19 protein-coding genes and 1 tRNA gene are annotated in these 18,391 nt (G+C 77.0%); 6 read left to right on the top strand and 14 right to left on the bottom strand.

Annotation, left to right across the window (positions count from 1 at the left end; genetic code table 11):
• Positions 1 to 384 precede the first annotated feature (384 nt).
• The 7 genes from RM844_RS00575 to selD form a co-directional block, all read right to left on the bottom strand.
• A complete protein-coding gene (locus tag RM844_RS00575; protein ID WP_311663388.1) occupies positions 385 to 897 on the bottom strand; it encodes a hypothetical protein in 513 nt (170 codons plus the stop codon).
• Positions 898 to 960: 63 nt separating this feature from the next.
• On the bottom strand, positions 961 to 1,137 hold the full coding sequence (locus RM844_RS00570) for a hypothetical protein (protein WP_311663386.1): 177 nt from the start codon (positions 1,135 to 1,137) through the stop codon (positions 961 to 963).
• On the bottom strand, positions 1,137 to 2,057 hold the full coding sequence (locus RM844_RS00565; RefSeq protein ID WP_311663384.1) for a peptidoglycan-binding domain-containing protein: 921 nt from the start codon (positions 2,055 to 2,057) through the stop codon (positions 1,137 to 1,139). The genes RM844_RS00570 and RM844_RS00565 overlap by 1 nt, the downstream gene beginning before the upstream one ends.
• Complete coding sequence (locus tag RM844_RS00560; protein WP_311663382.1) at positions 2,057 to 2,587, bottom strand: hypothetical protein; 531 nt, start codon at positions 2,585 to 2,587, stop codon at positions 2,057 to 2,059. The genes RM844_RS00565 and RM844_RS00560 overlap by 1 nt, the downstream gene beginning before the upstream one ends.
• Before the next feature lie 2 nt (positions 2,588 to 2,589).
• Complete coding sequence (locus RM844_RS00555) at positions 2,590 to 3,138, bottom strand: MauE/DoxX family redox-associated membrane protein (RefSeq protein ID WP_311663380.1); 549 nt, start codon at positions 3,136 to 3,138, stop codon at positions 2,590 to 2,592.
• A gap of 7 nt (positions 3,139 to 3,145) precedes the next feature.
• Positions 3,146 to 3,850 (bottom strand): hypothetical protein, encoded by a 705-nt coding sequence (locus tag RM844_RS00550; RefSeq protein ID WP_311663378.1) that lies wholly within the window; start codon positions 3,848 to 3,850, stop codon positions 3,146 to 3,148.
• 243 nt (positions 3,851 to 4,093) lie between these two features.
• Positions 4,094 to 5,101, bottom strand: a complete 1,008-nt coding sequence (gene selD / locus RM844_RS00545) for a selenide, water dikinase SelD (RefSeq protein ID WP_311663376.1) — start codon at positions 5,099 to 5,101, stop codon at positions 4,094 to 4,096.
• Between the two features lie 84 nt (positions 5,102 to 5,185).
• Between selD and RM844_RS00540 the strand changes: the two genes are divergently transcribed.
• Positions 5,186 to 5,281: transfer RNA gene (locus RM844_RS00540), tRNA-Sec, on the top strand.
• Between the two features lie 51 nt (positions 5,282 to 5,332).
• Here RM844_RS00540 and RM844_RS00535 read toward each other — a convergent pair.
• The gene (locus RM844_RS00535) at positions 5,333 to 5,656 is read right to left on the bottom strand and encodes a hypothetical protein (RefSeq protein ID WP_311663375.1); all 324 of its coding nucleotides are present in this window, start codon (positions 5,654 to 5,656) and stop codon (positions 5,333 to 5,335) included.
• Between the two features lie 155 nt (positions 5,657 to 5,811).
• Between RM844_RS00535 and selA the strand changes: the two genes are divergently transcribed.
• A complete protein-coding gene (gene selA, locus RM844_RS00530) occupies positions 5,812 to 7,119 on the top strand; it encodes an L-seryl-tRNA(Sec) selenium transferase (protein WP_311663373.1) in 1,308 nt (435 codons plus the stop codon).
• Positions 7,120 to 7,183: 64 nt separating this feature from the next.
• Here selA and RM844_RS00525 read toward each other — a convergent pair whose 3' ends face one another.
• A complete protein-coding gene (locus RM844_RS00525) occupies positions 7,184 to 7,450 on the bottom strand; it encodes a hypothetical protein (RefSeq protein WP_311663371.1) in 267 nt (88 codons plus the stop codon).
• Positions 7,451 to 7,586: 136 nt separating this feature from the next.
• Here RM844_RS00525 and selB point away from each other — a divergent pair, with 136 nt between their 5' ends.
• Positions 7,587 to 9,455 carry a selenocysteine-specific translation elongation factor gene (selB, locus tag RM844_RS00520; protein WP_311663369.1) on the top strand — a complete coding sequence of 623 codons (1,869 nt, stop codon included), beginning with the start codon at positions 7,587 to 7,589 and terminating at the stop codon, positions 9,453 to 9,455.
• 34 nt (positions 9,456 to 9,489) lie between these two features.
• Here selB and RM844_RS00515 read toward each other — a convergent pair whose 3' ends face one another.
• Positions 9,490 to 9,744, bottom strand: a complete 255-nt coding sequence (locus RM844_RS00515) for a hypothetical protein (protein WP_311663367.1) — start codon at positions 9,742 to 9,744, stop codon at positions 9,490 to 9,492.
• A gap of 238 nt (positions 9,745 to 9,982) precedes the next feature.
• Here RM844_RS00515 and RM844_RS00510 point away from each other — a divergent pair, with 238 nt between their 5' ends.
• Positions 9,983 to 10,402, top strand: a complete 420-nt coding sequence (locus RM844_RS00510; RefSeq protein WP_311663365.1) for a hypothetical protein — start codon at positions 9,983 to 9,985, stop codon at positions 10,400 to 10,402.
• Positions 10,403 to 10,536: 134 nt separating this feature from the next.
• Here RM844_RS00510 and RM844_RS00505 read toward each other — a convergent pair whose 3' ends face one another.
• The 3 genes from RM844_RS00505 to RM844_RS00495 all read right to left on the bottom strand — a co-directional run bounded on the left by RM844_RS00505 (position 10,537) and on the right by RM844_RS00495 (position 14,866).
• Positions 10,537 to 11,538, bottom strand: a complete 1,002-nt coding sequence (locus tag RM844_RS00505) for a small ribosomal subunit Rsm22 family protein (protein ID WP_311663363.1) — start codon at positions 11,536 to 11,538, stop codon at positions 10,537 to 10,539.
• Positions 11,535 to 12,902 carry a Bcr/CflA family multidrug efflux MFS transporter gene (locus tag RM844_RS00500; protein ID WP_311663361.1) on the bottom strand — a complete coding sequence of 456 codons (1,368 nt, stop codon included), beginning with the start codon at positions 12,900 to 12,902 and terminating at the stop codon, positions 11,535 to 11,537. Before RM844_RS00500 ends, RM844_RS00505 begins: the two co-directional genes overlap by 4 nt.
• A gap of 341 nt (positions 12,903 to 13,243) precedes the next feature.
• Positions 13,244 to 14,866 carry an alkaline phosphatase D family protein gene (locus RM844_RS00495; RefSeq protein ID WP_311663360.1) on the bottom strand — a complete coding sequence of 541 codons (1,623 nt, stop codon included), beginning with the start codon at positions 14,864 to 14,866 and terminating at the stop codon, positions 13,244 to 13,246.
• A gap of 460 nt (positions 14,867 to 15,326) precedes the next feature.
• Here RM844_RS00495 and RM844_RS00490 point away from each other — a divergent pair, with 460 nt between their 5' ends.
• Together RM844_RS00490 and RM844_RS00485 are read left to right on the top strand one after the other, a co-directional pair.
• Entirely contained in the window at positions 15,327 to 15,860 is a 534-nt protein-coding gene (locus RM844_RS00490) for an Asp23/Gls24 family envelope stress response protein (protein WP_311663358.1), read from the top strand.
• 301 nt (positions 15,861 to 16,161) lie between these two features.
• Complete coding sequence (locus RM844_RS00485; protein WP_311663356.1) at positions 16,162 to 17,283, top strand: YihY/virulence factor BrkB family protein; 1,122 nt, start codon at positions 16,162 to 16,164, stop codon at positions 17,281 to 17,283.
• Here RM844_RS00485 and RM844_RS00480 read toward each other — a convergent pair.
• Complete coding sequence (locus RM844_RS00480) at positions 17,235 to 18,344, bottom strand: alkene reductase (RefSeq protein WP_311663354.1); 1,110 nt, start codon at positions 18,342 to 18,344, stop codon at positions 17,235 to 17,237. The two genes, RM844_RS00485 and RM844_RS00480, sit on opposite strands and share 49 nt — an antisense overlap.
• Positions 18,345 to 18,391: the final 47 nt, after the last annotated feature.

Genomic DNA, 18,391 nt, shown 5'->3' with positions numbered 1-18,391 from the left:
GAGTCGCGCCGCACGCGGCAGCCACCGGCCCCCGTGCCACGACCGCCCGAGGCCGGGCGCCCGTCCGGCGGGGCCCCGGACCGCGCACCGCGTTCGGCCAGGCAGGCCAACGACCTCCGGCCCGCGCGGAGTTCACACCTGGTGGGCCGGGCAGCGCGCGGCGGCCAGGCCCGGCCGGGCAGGTCCGCGCCGGAGATGGTCCCGGCCATGGCCCACCCGCGGGTATCCCGGCCGACCGGGACCACGCCGGAGGTGGTCCTGGCCGGCAACGCCTACGCCTCCCACGCCATCCGGGCCCGGGCTGTGGCCCCCACCGTCCCGAGGCGCTGGTGGCAGGCCGGCCAACGAACCGACCCGGCGCCGGCGTTCAGCCCCCGGCAGGGGCTAGCGCAGGGCCAGCGCCAGCAACGTGGCGGCCAGGACCGCGCCGCCGCCGACCTTCAGCAACGGGAGCCGGTCCTGTAGCCGGTCGTCCCACTCCTCACCCGCGCCGGAGGCGAACCGCAGCGCCGGCGTGGCGGCCCGGCCCAGCGCGAAGCCGAGGCCGGTCAGCAGCGCCACGGCCAGGTCGTTGGCGAGCAGCACGGCCAGCGCCGCCACGTAGGGCAGGCTCGCCGACACGTAGGTGCGCACCCCGGTGCCCATCTCGAAGCCGAACTGGAGGGCGCCGCGCACCAGGTCGCGTTGCAGCACGTCCTGCGGCACCTGCCGGGAGTTCTGCGGCAGCCGGAGGGCGAGCAGGCCGGCGTCGCGCGCGACGCCGAGCAGCGCGGCACCGACCGTGATCGGCGCCCACCAGCCCGCCGGCAGCGGGCTGGTCAGCCCGGAGGCCGACCACAGCACCAGCGCCGAGAGCGTGCCGCCGAGCAGCAGTCCCGCCGTGAAGACCCCGAGCACGGTGGTCTGTCGATGTACCGCCCGCCAACCTGGCGAGGCCAGCGCGTGCGCGCTGTTCCGCGTTCAAACGGAGCCGGAGAGCGAGTAGCCGGCAAGGCCGCCGATGATCGCCCAGGTCAGCAGGGGCGCGTACCAGACGGCGGCGACGGCCCCGCAGACCAGCGCGAGCACCGGCACGGCCGGGTCGGTCAGCCGGCCGCGCCAGGCCGGCCTGGCCGGCCCCGTCTGGACGTCGCCCACTACACCGTGCCGGTCAGCGCGCGCCAGGTCTGCTGGCCGACGATGGCGTCCACGGTCAGCCCGGCGCTCCGCTGGAACTCCCGGGCCGCCGCCGCGGTCAGCGCCCCGAAGGCGCCGTCCACGGTGATCTGGTGGCCGTGCTTGACCAGCTGCCGCTGGGCGGCGTGCACCGCCTGACCGTTGTCACCCTGTCGGACCTGGACCACCAGCTCCGGCCAACTGCGGGCGTCCACGACGCCGTTGGCGGTCAGCCCGACGGACTCCTGGAAGTCCGCGACGGCCGCCGCGGTGTTCGGCCCGAAGATCCCGTCCGGCTCGGTGGCGAACCCCCGGTGGGTGACCAGGTGTTGCACCGCGTACACGTCGGGGCCCCGGGAACCGTCCGCCACCGTGGGCCAGTTGACGGCACCCTCGCAGCCGCAGTCGGTGGTCCACCGGCAGATCGACCGCACCCAGCCGGAGCCGGAGTTGAAGTAGCCGTCGTGGCAACGGCGTTCGATGCCGCAGCCGCAGGCACCGCACGGCCCGCTGAACCGCCACAGCCAGCCGTCGTAGGAGCCGGCGTAGCACTGGTTGGGGCGCAGCGTCCAGGTGGTGCCGTCGTTCTTGTGGAAGCCGGTGTACTGGCCGGTGGTCACGCAGGCCGCCGCGTAGACCAGGCTGGGCCCGCAGCCAGGCGAGCAGTCGTGCTCGGAGGCGTAGGACGGGCACTCGCCGGTCCAGATGTCGTAGCCGTCCGCGTACGCCTCCCGGGCCGGGCCGAAGGCCCCGAGCGCGGCGAAGCCGACGACCGTCGCCGACTGGAGGACGGTGCGGCGGGTCGGCACGAAGCGGGGCAGGCTCCGGGCGTCCTGGCGCCGGGCCGGCCGGTCGGTGGCGCCGGCCCGGCGCAGCTGGGGGACCTGGTCCAGGCTGGTCATCACGCGCTCCTCGGCTGGCTTGGCTGCGGTTCGGCGAGCAGGTCACGCAACGCGGCGGCGGCGCCCAGGGGTTCGGAGCGCAGCACCCGGCCGGTGGCGCCGACCACGACGGCGAACGGGGTGGCGATCGCGTCGTAGGCGGTGAACAGGTCGGGCCGGTGCTCGGTGACCGGCACGGCCGCGGTGGCGGTGGCGTCGGCCGGCGCGGCCCCGGCGTAGACCGCCCGGACGGCGGGCGCCGCCGGCCGTTCGGCCAGCTCGGCGGCGACCGTCAACACCTGGGCGCAGGTGCGGCACTCGGCGCTGAGGAAGAGCAGCAGCGTCTCCCGGCCGGCGGCCAGCACGTCGTCGGCGAGCAGCTCGTCGGCGTGCGGCGCGGCGCTGCCAGGGGTGACGCCGAGGCGGCCGGGGGCGCGGGCCACCCCGCCGCGGCTCAGCTGGTGCACCTGCCGTACCAGGCCGGAGACCACCAGCGCGAGCAGCGCGATGGCGACCCAGGAGACGAGCAGGGCGCTGGTCACGAAGTCCATGGTCAGTGGCCTCCTGTCGCGGGTAGGGCCGGCCGGGCCATGGCCGCCGGCAGCGTCCAGAGCAGGGCCGCGAAGGTGACGGCGGCGAGCGCGGCGGTCGCCGTCTCGGCCGGGTCGGCCGGCACCGCCGCCGGGCCGGCGACCAGCGCGGCACCGGCCAGCGCCAGCGCGGCCAGCGCCCAGGCCCGGCCGGTGACCCAGCCGCTGAGCGGCACCTCGGCCCGGGAGCAGCCGCACGGGCCGCCGCGACCGGTGGCCAACACGTGGCGGGTGTAGAGCGCGTAGCCGAGGAAGAGGACGGCGGCGCCGGCCAGTACCACGGCCAGGCCGACGCGCTGCCGGGCCAGCAGCGCGGCCACGCCGGCCAGGCCGAGCAGGCCCTCGGCCGCGGTGGCCGCGCGGGCGGCCGCCGGCACCGCCCGGTCCGGCAGCACCCGGTGGGCGCGCAGCGCGTCGGGCAGGGTCGCCGGCCGGCTCAGGTGGCCGGCGCAGCCGGCGAGCAGTACCAGCAGCAGCACGCCGGTGGCGACGGCGCCGATCAGGGTGGTCACCCGAACCTCACCCCACGGCCCGCACGTCGAGGCCGCCGAGCAGCGTCGGCACCCGGTCGACGGTGGTGTCGGCCAGCGGCACCACGGTGGCCCACACCTCGGCGCCGGCGAGCACGAAGAAGGGGCTGCCGTCGGAGAGGCTGTCCCGGAAGAGCTCACCTGAGCGGACCGAGGCGCCTTCCCAGGGCGGGAGTTCCGCGGCGTGCTCGCGGGTGCGCCGGGACATCTCGACCAGGCCGACGCCCGGCACCTCCTTGACCACGGTGGCCGGCCGCGCCCAGCGGGCGCCGGCGGCCTGGTCGGGGGTGAGGGTCAGGCCGTCGGAGTGCTCGGCCAGGCCGAGGGTGCGCAGCAGCAGCAACACGTCGGCGAGCTGGGCCCGGTAGAGCCGGGTGAGCAGGCTGAACCGGCGGCCCTGCCAGACCACCAGCGTGGGGTTCTCCACCTGCTGTGCCTGGGCGTCGAACTCGCTGGTGGTGGCGGTGCGCAGGGTGCCGCCCTGGAAGGTCAACTCGCTGTCGAAGGCGGTGATGCCGAGCGAGGCGGCGACGGCGTCGGCCAGGCCGAGGTCACCGGCGGTGAACTCGTGCAGCCGGCCGCCGACGACCACCTCGACCACGGAGGTGGCGGGGCGCGTCAGATCGAGGTCGCCGGCCAGCTGGTAGGCGATCCCGTCCAGCGCGCGGTGCTCGACGGCTGCGGATGGCGCCACGTCGTACCTCCCGGGGGTGTGGACCCGAACTGCCCGCTCTTTAACGATCGTTCACGCTACCCCACTTGTCATGTCCGCGCATAGTAGACGCGCGTAGTTTCGACGGCCGGGGCCTTCCCCCGACGCCCCGCGCGCCCCTCGACCGCGCGCCCCTCGACCGCGCGCCCCTCGACCGCGCGCCCCTCGACCGCGCGCCCCACGACCGCGCGCCCCACGACCGCGCACCCTTCAGCCGCGCACCCTTCAGCCGCGCACCACGACCGGGGCCGCGCCGCGCGGCAGCACCTCGCCGATCACCGGATACCCCGGCACCTCGCCGGCCAGCAGCAGGCCGCCCGAGGTCTGCGCGTCCGCCAGCAGCAGCCGCTCGTCCTCCGGCACCCCGCCGAAGTCCACGTGCGGCGCCACCCAGTCCAGGTTCCGCCGGGTGCCGCCACTGACCTGACCCGCCGTCACCGCGCTTCTCGCGTCCGCCAGATAGGGCACCGCGCCGGCCTCGATCGCCAGCGTCACCCCGGCCGCCCTGGCCATCCGGTACGCGTGCCCCAGCAACCCGAAGCCCGTCACGTCGGTGCCGGAGTTGACGCCGGCGGCCACCGCCGCCCGGGAGGCGTCCCGGTTCAGCTCCGCCATCACCGCCACCGCCTCGGGGAAGACCGTGCCGGTCGCCTTGTGCCAGGTGTTCAGAACCCCGCTGCCCAGCGGCTTGGTGAGGGTCAACGGCCGCCCCGGCTCGGCCGCGTCCAGCCGCAGCATCCGCTCCGGATGCACCATCCCGACCACCGACATGCCGTACTTCGGCTCCGGCGCGGTGACGCTGTGCCCGCCGGACACCTGGCAGCCGGCCGCGTGCGCCACGTCCCGCCCGCCGCGCAGCACCTCGGCCGCCACCGCCATCGGCAGCTTCTCCCGGGGCCAGACCAGCAGGTTGACCGCCGCCCACGGGGTGCCGCCCATCGCGTAGACGTCGGAGAGCGCGTTGGCCGCCGCGATCCGCCCCCAGTCGTAGGGGTCGTCCACCACCGGCGTGAAGAAGTCCGCCGTGGTGACGATCGCCCGCTCGGCGTCCAGCCGCACCACGGCGGCATCGTCCCCGCCGCCGTCCAGCCCCACCAGCAACTCGGCCGCCGGATCGACGGGTTCACTGTCCCGGCGGGCCAACGCCGCCACCAGATCGTCCAGTTCACCCGGCGGAATCTTGCAGGCGCAGCCACCGCCGCCCGCGTACTGGGTCAGTCGCAACTCGGTCACCGGCGGAACCTACCGCCTCACCGGCCCCTGGGAACAGGGCCGGCGACGGGCCGGCCGGCGCGGCGCGGCGTTAGACTCCGCCGCGGAGGCGGGCGGGTGCCTGGTGGCCCCCACGGTCTTCAACACCGATGCGGTCGGGAACCCCGGCCGGGTGGGTTCGATTCCCATGCGCCTCCGCCAACCACGCGCCCTCGCCAACCACCGGGCCGCCGCCCCGGCGCGCCCGCGCGGTCAGCAGCCGTCGTAGCCGCCGCCGGCGTGGCCGTCGCTGTCGCTGTGATCGTCGCTGTCGCTGTGGTCGTCGTCGAACGACGGGTGGGACGCGTACGACGACGAGGCCGGGGGCGACGCGGACGGCCCGCCACCGTGCGTCTCCGTGGGCCGCTCGGCCGGCCGGCGGCGGTGTGCGGCGGCGCGGGTCGCCTCCGCCGCGTCCGCGTCGGTGAACTCCACCCCCTGCTGGTAGGCGGCGAGCTGCGCCAGGTACCGGTGGACGGCCTCCGGGGTGAGGCTGGCCGGCCGTCGGGGTGGTTCGCGCCGCGCTCGTCTGTCCATGTCCGGTAGCTTCCACCAACCGCGCCGCCGCTAACGGGAGTTGCGCGGGATCTCCGCGGTTCCGAGCCGCCGGCCGGCGGTGGTTCGGTGGCGGGCGTTCCGCGTTGTGGCGTAGCTTGGCCGCCGCCGGGACACCGTCGTGGGGGGAACTGCCGATGTCGGACGTCAGACGCCGGGTGCCGCGCACCGACGCGCTGCTGGCCGAGCCGCGCCTGGCCGCCGCCGCCGCGCGGTTGGGTCGCACCCTCGTCCGCGCCGCCGTCGCCGACGCCCAACAGCGGGTGCGCGAGGGGGCGTTGCCACCCGAGGAGGCGGCCGACGCCGCGCTGGCCGCGCTGCCGGAGACCGCCGGCGGGCTGCGCGAGGTGCTCAACGCCACCGGCGTGCTGGTGCACACCAACCTCGGCCGGGCCGCCCTCTCGGCGGCGGCCCGCGAGGCGCTGCTGGCCGCCGCCGGCACCACCGACGTCGAGTTCGACCTGACCACCGGGCGCCGGTCGGGGCGCGGCACCGAGGCACTGGCCGCCCTGGCCGAGGCGGTGCCCCGCGCCGAGGCGGTCCACCTCACCAACAACAACGCCGCCGCCCTGGTGTTGGCCGCGACGGTGCTCGCCCAGGGCCGGGAGATCGTGGTCAGCCGGGGCGAACTGGTCGAGATCGGCGCCGGGTTCCGGCTCCCCGACCTGCTGGCGAGCACCGGCGCCCGGCTACGTGAGGTCGGCACCACCAACCGCACCCACCTCGCCGACTACGCGGCGGCGATCGGTCCTGACACCGGCTTCGTGCTGAAGATCCATCCCTCCAACTTCGCGACCACCGGCTTCGTCGCCGCCGTGCCGGTCGCCCAACTCGCCACCCTGGGCGTGCCCGTGGTGCACGACATCGGCTCCGGGCTGCTCCGGCCGCACCCGGCGCTGCCGGCCGAGCCGGACGCGGACGGTTCGCTGGCCGCCGGCGCCGACCTGGTCACCGCCAGCGGCGACAAGCTGCTCGGCGGGCCGCAGGTCGGGCTGGTGCTCGGCCGCCGGGAGCCGGTGGAGCGGCTGCGCGGTCACCCGTTGGCCCGGGCGCTGCGCGTCGACAAGCTGACGCTGGCCGCGCTGGCGGCCACCCTGCGCGGTCCGGCCCCTCCGGTGGCCCGCGCGCTGGCCGCCGAGCCGGCCGAACTGGCCGCGCGGGCCGCCCGGTTGGCCGGCTCGCTGGCGGCGGCCGGGGTGGTCGCCGAGCCGGTGGCCAGCGAGGCGCGGGTGGGCGGCGGCGGCGCGCCCGAGGTGGTGCTGGCCAGCGCGGCCGTCGCGGTGCCGGCCGGCTTCGCGGCGCCGCTGCGCGCCGGCCGGCCGGCGGTGGTCGGCCGGCTGCACGCGGACCGGCTGCTGCTGGACCTGCGGACGGTGCCGGCGGCGGACGAACCGGCCCTGCTGGCGGCCGTCCTCGCCGCCCACCGGTCGGCCCCGGCCGGCTGACGACCTCGGCCGGCCTCGGGCCTTCGGCGGGAAGCCGGCGTGCGCGCGGGCCTTCGGCGGGGGGCTAGGGTGCGAACGGGTCGCCGAGGACGCCGGCGAGCCGGATCAGTCCCCGTTCCCCGGCGTCGGTGGCCACCGCGTAGACGGTGTGGGCCCAGCCGCGTTCCGCCGCGTACTCCCGGGCCCAGCGGAGGAGTTCCTCGATATCGACCCGGTCCACGATCTCGAACTCGTGGGCCACGTGCGCGGGCACGTCCCAGAAGGAGACCCGGTAGGTGGCGTGGTCCTGCTCCCAGGACGTGTCCCGGGGATCGACGCCGCGCGTCCGCATGGGTGGGGCCTCCCGCCTGTTCGCCCGGTTTCCGGCGGCCGGCCCCTTGGGCTGCCGGGGCGTCCGAGCGGACTCGATGCCATTCTGTGCGTGTCCCAGCCGTTGTTGCCCACGCCGGACCGTGAGGTGAGTCCGCTTGCCCGATGCTGCCCATGTCACGCCGCGCGACACCTTCGTGGTCGCCACCGCCGGCCATGTCGACCACGGCAAGTCCACCCTGCTGCGGGCGCTGACCGGCACCGATCCGGACCGGCTCGCCGAGGAGAAGCGCCGGGGGCTGACGTTGGACCTCGGCTTCGTCTGGACCACGCTGCCCGACGGGCGGGCGCTCGCCTTCGTCGACGTGCCGGGCCACCAGCGCTATCTGGCCACCACCTTCGCCGGGCTGGGCAGCGCCCCGGCCGCGCTGCTGGTGGTCGCCGCCGACGAGGGCTGGCGCCCGCAGACGGCGGAACACCTCGCCGCGCTGGAGGCGTTCGGCGTCCGGGCCGGGCTGCTCGTGGTGACCAGGGCCGACCTCGCCGACCCGGCGGACGCGCTCGCCGAGGCGCGGGCGCGGACCGCCGGCACCGGCCTGGCCGGTGCCCCGGCGGTCGCCGTCAGCGCCCGGACCGGCGCCGGACTCGCCGAACTCCGTTCCGCGCTGGCGGCGTTGGCGGCCGGCCAGCCGGCGCCCGACCCGGCGGCGCCGGTCCGGCTGTGGCTGGACCGGGCGTTCCCGGTGGCCGGTGCCGGCACCGTCGTGACGGGCACCCTGACGGCCGGCACGCTGGCCGTGGGCGACGCGTTGGAGCTGGCCCCGGCCGGGACGCCGACCGCGGTGCGCGGCCTCCAGTCGATGGGGCGGCCGGTCACCCGGGTGACCGGGCCGGCCCGGGTCGCGGTCAACCCGCGCCGGCTCCCGACCGAACGGGTGCGCCGGGGCCACGCGCTGGTCACGCCCGGCGCCTGGTGGTTGACGAGCGCCGTGGACGTGCGGTTCGAGCGGCCCAGCGCGCCGGCGGAGCACCCGGGCCGGCCGGCGCCCCGGCCGCCGGCCGAGCCGCTGGTGCACTGCGGCACCGCCGCCACCTCGGCCCGGCTGCGCCCGCTCGGCGCGGACGCCGCCCGGCTGACCCTGCGCGCCCCGCTCCCGCTGCACGTCGGGGACCGGTTGCTGCTGCGGGACCCGGGCTCCCGGCTGCTGCTCGGCGCGACGGTGCTGGACGTGGCCCCGCCCGCGCCGCGCGGCCGGGGCGCCGCCGCGCGGCGCGCGCGGCGGCTGGCCGAGGTCGGCGATCCGACCGACCCGGCGGTCCGGCTGGCTGCCGTCGGCCACGCCCGGCGGGCCGAACTGGCCGCGATGGGCTACGCGTTGGACCACCTGCCGGCGGCGGAGCCGGCCGGCGACTGGCTGCTGGCCGCCGGGCACGCGGCCCGGCTGCGGGCCGAACTGGCCCGCGCGGTCGAGGCACACGCCGCCGACCACCCGAACGACCCCGGCCTGCCGCACGCCGAGGCGCGGCGTCTGCTCGACCTGCCGGCGGCGCTGCCGCTGGCCGCGCTCGTCGAGCGGGACGGCGGCGACGCCCCGAACGGGGGCCCGGCGCCCGGCCTGTCGAGCCGGGACGGCCGGGTCTACCTGGCGGCGGACGCCGAGCGGCTGCCGGCGCCGGTGGCCGCCGCCCTGGAGCGGCTGCTGGCCGAGCTGCGGCGGGCGCCGCTCGACGCGCCCACCCCCCGGCGGCTGGCCGAACTGGGCCTGACCGCCGACGCGTTGGCCCTGCTGGTGCGGCGCGGCCGGCTGACCAGGATCGGCCCGCTCCACCTGGCGCCCGGCGCGCTGGCCCTGGCCGCCGCCGAACTCCGCTCGCTGCCCGGCCCGTTCACCGTCGGCTCGGCCGGGCGGGCGTGGGGCACCAGCCGCCGGGTCGCGGTGCCGCTGCTGGAGGCGCTGGACGCGGCCGGCGTCACCCGGCGCCAGCCGGACGGCCGGCGCACGCTGGCGCCCCCGGGCGCCGGCTGAGCCGGGCGTCCGGGGGCGTGGCGGATCGGGGCGGTCAGCCGGCGAGCTGCCCGCGGTAGCCGACCGGACCCTCGCCGGGGAACTGGGCGGTGCCCTGGAAGGTCTGTCCGCCGTCGAAGAAGGTGACCGAGCCGTTGCCCTGGTCGCCGCTCCAGGTCACCGTGGTGCCGGTGCCGGGGGCGCCCTCGGCCGGCGCCACCTCGTTGCGGTTGCGGATCACGACCTCCAGGTCCGTGTCCGCCTGCCAGCCGCCACCGCCGGTGTGGATCTCGGTGTGGTACGTGGCCATCTGCCGCTCCTTCTGTCCGGTACCTCGGTACGCCCTCGGCCGGTGCCGGGGCCGTGCTTCCGCCCCGAAACCTGGCCCGCCGCGGCCTCGGGCAATCGCCGGCCCCGGCCATCGGGCGGCAAACCACCCGTCCGGGGCCGGCGGACGCACGGCGGGCGGGAGGGGCGCTCGGCCGGGTCGACCAGGGGGTTGCCCTAGCATGGCCGGCGGTCGGGACGGGCGCGGACGGGGGGCGGCGATGGACGGCGAGCGGCCACACCCGCCGCTGCGGCTGCCCGAGGGCAACTGGTGGGACTGGGACGTGGTGGCCTGGGACGCCGGGGAGTTCCGGTTGGCCGCCGGGTACAGCGTCTACCACCACGACCTGGAACTGGTCTTCGGCGAGCCGCTGTTCGTCAGCTGCCCGACGGAGTTCAGGGACCCGGTCTTCCGCTCCCCCACGGCGGCCGAGCTGGCGTCGGTGCGGCGGCGTTCGGCGGCCGGCCGGCCGCCGGTGCTGGTCGCCTTCGAGGCGGACGCCGACGGCGCGGAACCGGCCACCGGGCTGGTGGCGGCCCGGCGCCTGGAGCTGCGTGCGGAGACGGTGCTGCGGTACTGGCGGGCGGATGCGGCGCCAGGGCAGCGGTTCGCCCCCTGGGTGCGGCCGCCGGCGGACTGAGCCGGCCGACGCGCCGGCGCGCGGCCACCGTTGACGCTCCGGCGCGCGGCCACGCGGGACGCGCCGGCGTGCAGCCGGCGAAGCGCTCCGGCGCGCGGCCGCCCGCCCTGACCCGACGAGCCGCGGCCCCGGGCTCAGTCCTCGGCCGGTGGGAAGGTGTCGCCCCAGCCGGTGTCCCGGGCCTGCCGGTAGGTCGCGGTGCCGTGCCGCTTGGTGACGGTGCGGGCCTCGGTGGTGCCGTCCGGCCGGCACAGGTCGAGCAGCACCTGCCCCTTGCGCTGACGGGGGCGGCGGATCACCCGGGGCGCGGGCGGGTCGGCCACCTCGGCGACCGGCGGCTCGCGGAAGGTCGCCACATAGGCGAACTTCTCGTCCTCGTAGGGCAGTTCGCCGCCCTTGACGCGCCGGTGCAGGGCCGAGCGGCTGACCCGGGCGGCGAAGTGGCACCAGTCGTCGCCCACGGTCAGCGGGCAGGTGGCGCCGTGCGGGCAGGGGGCGAGCACCGTGTGGCCGGCGGCCAGCAGCCGGTCGCGGGCGGCGCGGATTCGCAGGTAGCCGTCCGGGCTGCCGGGCTCGACCAGCACGACGGCCCGGCCGGCCGCCGCCACCGCGTCCACCAGCGGGTCCAGGTCCGCCGCCGGCAGCTCGCCCAACACGTAGGAGACGGTGATCAGTTCGGTGGGCGGCAGGTCGGCGCCGAGCAGCTGGCGCTGCCAGCGGGCGCCGCGCACCGCGGCCGGCGCCTCCGCGGCGCCGGCCAGCTCCCGGCCCAGCTCCAGCGCGGGGCCGGCCCGGTCGAGCACCAGGGTGGGCCGTTCGCCGGGCCAGCGGCCGGCGGCCGCCCAGGTGGCGGCGCCGGTGCCGCCGCCCAGGTCGAGCTGGCCGGCCGGGGTCCAGCCGGGGAGCCGGGCGGCGAACGCGGCCAGCGCCGCCGAGACGGCCTCGAAGGTGGCCGGCATCCGGTAGGCGGCGTAGGCCACGGCGTCCGCCCGGTCCCGCAGTTCGGGGGCCGGCCCCGGGGTCTGGCCCCGGTAGCCGGCCATCAGCCGTTCGACGGCGCTCGCCGCCCGGCGCGGCGGGAGGCCGTCGAGGAGCCGGTCGAGCGCGGCGCGCAGCTGGTCGGAGGTGCTGGTCACCCGGGAAGTGTAGGCCGGGCGGCGGACCGCTTCGGCCGGCACAGGGCGACGTAGGCGAGGGCACCGGCGAGCACCGAGACGAGCTGGGTGACGGCCATGGGCACGGCGGTGTGCTCCCCGGCCACGCCCACCAGCGGGGAGGCGATCGCGCCGATGAAGAACTGGGACGCGCCCAGCAGCGCGGAGGCCGCGCCGGCGGCGTGCGGGGCGCGGTCCAGGCCCTCGGAGTTGGCGTTGGGCAGGACCAGCGGCATGGAGCCCATCAGGCAGAACAGCCCGACGGAGATCACCAGCAGGCTGGGTTCGCCGACGATCCCGCTGGTCATCACCAGCAGCGCGACGGCGGAGAGGGTGACCAGCAGCAGGCCCAGCGACATGATCCGGTGGACCGGCACCCGGCCGATCAGGATCTTGCCGTTGACCTGGCTCATCAGCACCAGGGCGATGGAGTTGGCCATGAAGACCATGCTGTAGGTCTGCGGCGAGGCGCCGTAGATCTCCTGGACGACGAACGGCGAGGCGGCGACGTAGGCGAAGAGCGCGGCGAAGACCAGGCTGCCGACCAGCAGGTGACCGAGGAAGACCCGGTCCCTGAAGAGCCCGCCCATGGCGCGCAGCGCGGCCGGCACGCCGCCGCTGTCCCGCCGTTCGGCGGGCAGCGTCTCGGGCAGCCAGCGGAGCACCACGCCGATGAGCAGCAGGCCGAGGAAGGCGAGCACCAGGAAGATGCCGCGCCAGTCGGTGAACCGCATCAACTGGCCGCCGAAGACCGGCGCCAGGATGGGCGCCACGCCGGAGACCAGCATCAGGGTGGAGAAGAACCTGGCCATCGCGACGCCCTCGTAGAGGTCGCGGACGATCGCCCGGGCGATCACCACGCCGGCCGCGCCGGACAGGCCCTGCAGCAGCCGGCAGGCGGTGAGCAGTTCGACGGTGGGCGCGAAGGCACAGGCGACGGAGGCGACCACGTAGCAGGCCATGCCGGTGATCAGCGGCCAGCGTCGGCCGAGCTGGTCGCTCATCGGGCCCACCACCAGCTGGCCGAGGCCGAGGCCCAGCAGGCAGGCGGTGAGGGTGAGTTGCACGGTGGCCGCGCCGGTGCCCAGGGAGTCGGCGACCTCCGGCAGCGCCGGCAGGTACATGTCGATGGAGAGCGGGGGCAGGGCGGACAGGCTGCCCAGGATGAGAACGATCAGGAGCCCGGCTCGGCGACGTCGACTGAGCTGGGAGGCGGGGGTGGGCTGGGGAGGAGCGAGGGGGGCCGAGGGTATGCCGGGAGTCGCTCCGCTGGCCGCCTCGGTGGCGTTGGGTGGACGAACGTCGGTACCTGGTACGGCCGTTGGGCTTTGGCCGAGCTGAGTCATGCACCTCTCCGGGAATCGTTAGGACGATCCAATCATCCCACGACTCGACGTCCCCGCCTCTGGGTTTAGCCCACCCGAGGAGCCCGGGGAGCGGCCTCTCCCCACCCCGGCCAGTATGCCGATCCCCCGACGGTTTCCGCAGGCCAGCACCGCTGCCGAGGAGGCCGGGAGGACGCCGGCCCACGGCCCGGACGGCGGTCAGCCCGGGCCGTTCGGGCGGCCGGGGCGGGAAGTGAATCACGTCTCACTTCCCGCCCCGAGGGTTTGCGGCCCCCCGTGCGAACGTCGCTCGGGCAAACCCCGGCGCCCGCGCCGCCGGCCGGGCCGCGCCCCCGGCGGCCTCAGACCGCCCGCAGCCCCGGGTCACCCGCGCGGGACACGAAGGAGGCCGCGGTGCCGACCCCGGCGTCCGGCGTGCTCACCGCGTCCACCGTCCGGAAGTCGGCGCGCAGCTGCTCCGCGTCCAGGGTGAGCACCACGTAGCCGCGCCGCCCGTCGTAGAACCGCAGGTGCGGGTTGGCCTCGGTCAACGCGGCCCAGTTGGCGGGTCGTTCGGCGCCGTCCCCGCCGCTGCTGATCGAGCTGGTGACCAGCTCGACGCCCAGCGTGCGGGAGTCCGGGTCGTCCCAGTCGGCCTTGAGGTCGAAGGCGTAGTGCACGTGGACGTCGCCCGTGCACACCACCAGGTTGTCCACGCCGGCCCGCTCGGCCGCCGTCAACAGCCGTTCCCTGGCCGCCGGGTAGCCGTCCCAGGCGTCCATGGACAGCGGCCACGGGCCCTCGACCCGGTTGCGGCGGCGGGCGAAGGTCACCTGCTGGGGCAGCAGGTTCCAGCGGGCCGTCGAGTCCCGCCAGCCGTCCGCCAGCCAGCGCTCCTGGGCGGCGCCGAGCAGCGTCCGCGCCGGGTCGGCGGCGGCCTCGCCCGGGACCTGCCAGCCGTCGCCGTGCGCCTGGTCGTCGCGGTACTGCCGGGTGTCCAGGATGTCCAGCTGGGCCAGCCGGCCGTACCGCAGCCGGCGGTAGAGCCGCAGGTCGGGCCCGTCCGGCAGCTGGGGCGCGCGCAGCGGCATGTTCTCCCAGTACGCGCGGTAGGCGGCGGCCCGGCGGACCAGGAACTCCTCGGCCGGGACGTCCTGTTCGGAGACCGCGCCGGCGTAGTTGTTGTCCACCTCGTGGTCGTCCCAGGTGACGATGAACGGGTGGGCGGCGTGCGCGGCCCTGAGGTCCGGGTCGGAGTGGTAGAGGGCGTACCGCAGCCGGTAGTCCTCCAGGGTGTGGGTCTCCCGGTTCAGGTGCGCGGGCACCGGGGTGTTCCGCACGCCGGCCGTCGCGTTGACCGGGTACTCGTAGAGGTAGTCGCCCAGGTGCAGCACCGCGTCCAGGTCGGGCTCGGCGGCGAGGTGCCGGTAGGCGGTGTAGAAGCCCTGGTCGTAGCGCTGGCAGGAGACCAGCCCGAAGCGGACCGCGGCCGGCCGCGCGTCCGGCGCCGGGGCGGTCCTGGTGCGGCCGGTCTCGCTGCGCCAACGCCCGGCCCGGAAGCGGTAGTAGTAGGTGGTGGCGGGCGCCAGGCCGGCGGGCTCGACACGCACGCTGTGCTGGAACTCGGGGTGCGCGGTCGCGGTGCCGGCGGCCACGATCCGGTCGAACGCCGGGTCGGCGGCGATCTCCCAGGCCACCTCGACGGCCTCGGCCGGCAGCCCGCCGTCCGGCGCCAGCGGCTCCGGCGCCAGCCGGGTCCACAGCACCACGGAGTCGGGCAGCGGGTCGCCGGAGGCGACGCCCAGCGTGAACGGGTCGGTGGGCAGCGCGGCGCCGTCGGCGGGGGCGGCGGCGCTGGCGGTGTTCGGCAGGTTCACGGCGAAGGCGAGCGCGGCGGCGGCACCCGTCACGGTCAGGAAGCGGCGGCGGTCCAACCGGCGGGCGGCGGCCCGGAGTTCCTCGGTGGGGGACGGAATCTGCGTCATGGTGTCGAGTGCAGCCAACCGGGTCGGCCGCCGGCTGGCGCCGGCCGGTCAGGGGCATGGCGATCCGGTGACCGCCGGCTGGCCGGCGGGAAACGCCCGGGGCGCGGCCGAAGCGCCGGCCGTTCAGCCGGCGTTGACCGGGCCGTTGGCCGCCGACCCGGAACCGGTCGCGGGTGGTGCACGTTCGATCGTCGGCGGTCCCAAACCCGGGGCCGGCGAAGAACGGGCCACCCGCCGCCGACCGGTCGGTGACGCCGGGTCGGCCGGCCGGTGCCGGGGCCGGGGCCGGGCGCCGCTTTACCCCGGGGCGGTGGGCGGCCCATCATGGCCGAAACAGGGCGCTTACGGGAAACCTACGTAGGCTTTCCGGTAATCCGGTGTCCTAGCGGTACCGAATATCCTACCAGGTAGACAGCGCGACCCGGCGGGTCGCGGCCCACCGAAGGAAGGCGAGCAGGCGATGGCGACCAGCACCGTCCCCCAGCCCACGGCCGAGAGCCCGGCCCGGGAGCCGGCCCCCCGGCCGGCCGACGAGCTGCTGCCACGCCAGCCGGCCGACGCCCACACCGCCACGGTCAGCGAGGGCACCGCCGGTGCCCAGGCGCCGGCCGCCTCCCGGGGCCGCACCTCGATCGCCGGCGGCGTGGTGGAGAAGATCGCCGGCCTGGCCGCCCGCGAGGTGCCCGGGGTGCACGCCCTCGGCGGCGCCCTGTCCCGCACCCTCGGCGCCGTCCGCGACCGGGTGCCGGGCGGCCGCGGCCCGGCCGCCCGCGGGGTGCGGGTCGAGGTCGGCCAGCGGCAGACCGCCATCGAGCTGGACGTGGTGGTCGAGTACGGGGCGCAGATCGCCGACCTGGCGCGCGAGGTGCGGGAGGACGTGATCGCCGCCGTGGAGCGGATGACCGGCCTTGAGGTGATCGAGGTCAACGTCGCGATCGTCGACGTCCGGCTGCCCGACGAGGACCCGGGGGACGGCGAGCCCAGGGTCCAGTGACGCTCCCCGGCGGTCGGGGAGCGGCGTCGAGCAGGCCCGTCGCCCAGGCGCGGGCCCGGAGAGTACGGGAGCGTGAGATGCGCGGTTCGGAAGCGGTCGGCGGGTCGGTCCACGGCCCCGCCGGCGGCGGGGCCCGCCACGGGCGGGCCGAGTGCGGGGTCGGCGGCCGGGACGGGTGCCGGGGCAGCGGGCGGGGCCGGGGACACTGGAGCCGGTGGCGCCGGCCGGCGCCGGCCGCCGGCGGGGCCCGCACCGGGTCGGCACCGGCGGCGCCCCGATGAGCCGGGCGGAGGACGGACAGGTGACGCGGACCAGGCGCCGTGGCTGGGGGGTGGCCCTCCGCCGCACCCCGGTGTCGCTGTGGCGGGACGACATCGACCACTGGGCCGCCGCCCTCACCTACTACTCGGTGCTGGCGGTCTTCCCCACCCTCTTCGTCGCCCTCTCGCTGCTCGGGCTGGCCCACCCGTCCGCCGGCCCCGAGCTGATCGGCCATGTCGCGGCACTGGTTCCGGCCAACTCCAGGGAGGACGTCTTCCGGGCGCTGACCGACGTCACGGAGGAGCGGTCGGCCGCCTGGCTGCTGACCTTCATCGGCGCCGCGAGCGCCGTGCTGGCCGCCTACAACTACCTGAGCATCTTCCGCCGGGTGCTGCACGCGATGCACGGGGTGGCCGACCGGCGCCCGCCCTGGCGGGCCATCCCGCGCACCACACTGACCGCCCTCGGCCTGCTCGGGCTGCTGGTGGCCAGCGCGGCGGCGCTGCTGCTGACCAGCGAGGCGGTGCGGGCGCTGGGCCGGATGCTGGACATGGGCGAGGGCGGCTCGACGGCCTGGACGGTGGTCAAGTGGCCGCTGCTGGTGGTGCTGATCGCCACCCTGGTGCTGATGCTCTTCCGCACCGGCCCCGACGAGTCGCGGTCGCCGCAGCGGGCGCTGCCGGGTGGGGTGTTGGCGGTGCTGCTGTGGCTGGTCGCGTCGGCCGGCTTCGCGCTCTACGCCAGCCATGTCAGCACCTACCACCGGCTCTACGGCTCGCTCGCCGGCATCGTGGTCTTCCTGGTCTGGCTGTGGGTCTCCAACCTGGCGCTGCTGTCCGGCGCCCAGTTCAACGCCGAGCTGGCCAAGCTGAACCGGCCGGCGCCGCCCGAGACGCCCCCGGTGCCGGCCCGCCCGACGGTCCCGCCGCTGCTCAACGGGCGGCCGGAGCCGCTGCCGACCCCGCCGCCGGCGCCGCTGACCGCCCCGCCGCCGGTCCCGGTGCACGGCCCGGTGGTGCCGCCCCGGCCGGCCGCGCCGCCGCCACCCCCGGGCCCGCCGCCGACCCGGCTGTCGTTACCGCCGTGCCGGCCGGCGGTGCCGCCACGGCCGGCTCAGCCGCCGGTCACCGCGGCCCGCTCGGACTCCTCCAGCGTCGGGTAGTCCACATAGCCCTCCGGGCCCCAGCCGTAGAGGTGCGTCGGGTCCACCTCGGTGAGCGCGGCGCCGGCCGCGAACCGGGCCGGCAGGTCGGGGTTGGCGAGGAACGCCCGTCCGTAGGAGACCAGGTCGGCCCGGCCGCTGGCGACCAGCTCCGCGCCCTGCTCCCGGGTGGTGGGCGGCCCGTTCTCCCCGACGTTGGCGACCAGCGTCCCGGTCCAGCGGGGGCCAAGATCGGCCAGCGCCGGGTAGCGGTCGTTGTCGGTCAGGTGCAGGTAGCCGAGCCCCAGCTCGTTCAGGGCCTCCACCAGCGGCCGGTAGACCGGGCCCGGGTCGGCCTCGGCCATGCCGAACTGCGGGTTGCCCGGCGACAGGCGCAGCGCGGTGCGGGCGCCGCCCACCGCGTCGGCCACGGCGCGCACCAGCCGCAGCGGGAAGCGCCGCCGGTTGGCCGGCGAGCCGCCGTACCGGTCGGTGCGCAGATTGGTGTTGTCGGCGAGGAACTGGTGCGGCAGGTAGCTGTTGGCGCCGTGCAGCTCCACCCCGTCGAAGCCGGCCGCGCCCACCGCCAGCCGGGCGGCGGTGACGTACTCGGCGACCGTCCGGTCGAGGTCGTCCTCGGTCATCTCCCGGGGTGCGACCGCCGGTTGGCGGGTGCCGTCGCGCAGCGCGATGCGGACCGGGGCGGTGACGGCGGACGGGCCGGCCGGTTGGCCGCCGTCGATCCGGCCCTCGGGGTGGCCGGCGCGCCCGCCGTGCATCAGCTGGGCGAAGATCCGGCCGCCGGCCGCGTGCACCGCGTCGGTGACCGCCCGCCAGGCCGTCGCGTGCGCGGCGGTCGCCAGCCCGGGGATGCGCCAGCCGCTCTGCCCCGCGACGCTGGGCCACAGACCCTCGGTGACGATCAGGCCGGCGCCCGCCCGCTGCGCGTAGTACTCGGCCACGACCGGCTGCGGGCGGCCGTCCGGTTGGCCCCGGTAGCGGGTCATGGGGGCCATCACCAGCCGGTTCGGCAGCGTCAGGGGGCCGAGGGAATAGGGCGTGAGGAGCGGCGTGTTCGTCATGCCGGGACGGTAGGAGGTGACATCGGTGTCAGGTTCAAGTCCTGTGC

The sequence above is a fragment of the Streptomyces chisholmiae genome (genome assembly GCF_031845445.1).
GTDB classification, from domain to species: Bacteria; Actinomycetota; Actinomycetes; order Streptomycetales; family Streptomycetaceae; genus Streptomyces; species Streptomyces chisholmiae.
Note: the sequence above shows the minus strand (reverse complement) of the source record. Positions and strands in the feature narration are given on the sequence as shown.